The following is an 875-nucleotide window of genomic DNA, read 5'->3' on the forward strand; positions in this document are numbered from 1 at the left end:
GAACTTGCTGTCACTCGGCATGAAAACGGCAATCACGCGAGTTTTCAGTGCATTATTTGCCTTTTTGCTTACGCTCATCGTGTCGCGCACAACCGATGCATCCACTTCAGGTCAGTTTTTCTTCTTGTTCAATCTCGTATCGCTCACAGCCATTATTTCTCAGCGAGGCTTTGACGTTGCTTTAGTCCGATTCAACGCTATCGCGTTTAGCAACGGAGATATTCAACAGCAAAGTGACAACTATTGGACGGCTTTAACTCGCAGTATCACATTTTGTTTCATGGCAGCCGTTACTCTATTTGTCGGCTTTTACCTTTTTCCAAATCAACTGAATCAAACCAACAGTCCAATAGTGGCGATTACGCTCGCGCTGATGTGTGTACCTTTCCTCGTATTAGGACAAACCAACAGCCGTGTTTTACAAGCAAGTAAAATGGTGGTGCCATCCCTATTCGCGCTTCAACTCGGCGTCAGTGTGCTCATGGTTTTGTTCATTATTGGCCTGAGCACACTGCACTTACAAAACATCAACAGCCTAATGGCGGCATTGCTGCTGGCGAGTCTGATCGTCAGTATTGCTTCAACGACTAAATGGTTTAGCTCTGGTCAATATCAAAAGCCGACCCCGACAACAAATATCGAACTGATCTCCTCTGCGAAGCAAGTGTGGATTGGCAGCATTTTCACCAATATCCTCCAATGGGGAAGCATTGTTATTGCTGGTTTTTTCATTTCTACCACGGAGCTAGGGTTGTTAGCAGCAGCGCAACGAACATCGCTACTGATTGGCTTTGTACTGATTACCATTAACTTCGTTGTTGCCCCAATGTTCGCCTCTCTTTTTAAAGAGGGAAAGCTGGATAAACTGCGAAATT

At 45.1% G+C, this 875-nt stretch carries 1 protein-coding gene; it reads left to right on the forward strand.

Annotation, left to right across the window (positions count from 1 at the left end; translation table 11 throughout):
• Positions 1 to 875, forward strand: an 875-nt coding sequence (locus R7040_RS25385) for an oligosaccharide flippase family protein (protein WP_318097411.1), incomplete at both ends; no start/stop codon positions are given.

The sequence above is a fragment of the Vibrio sp. 1069 genome, from assembly GCF_033340555.1.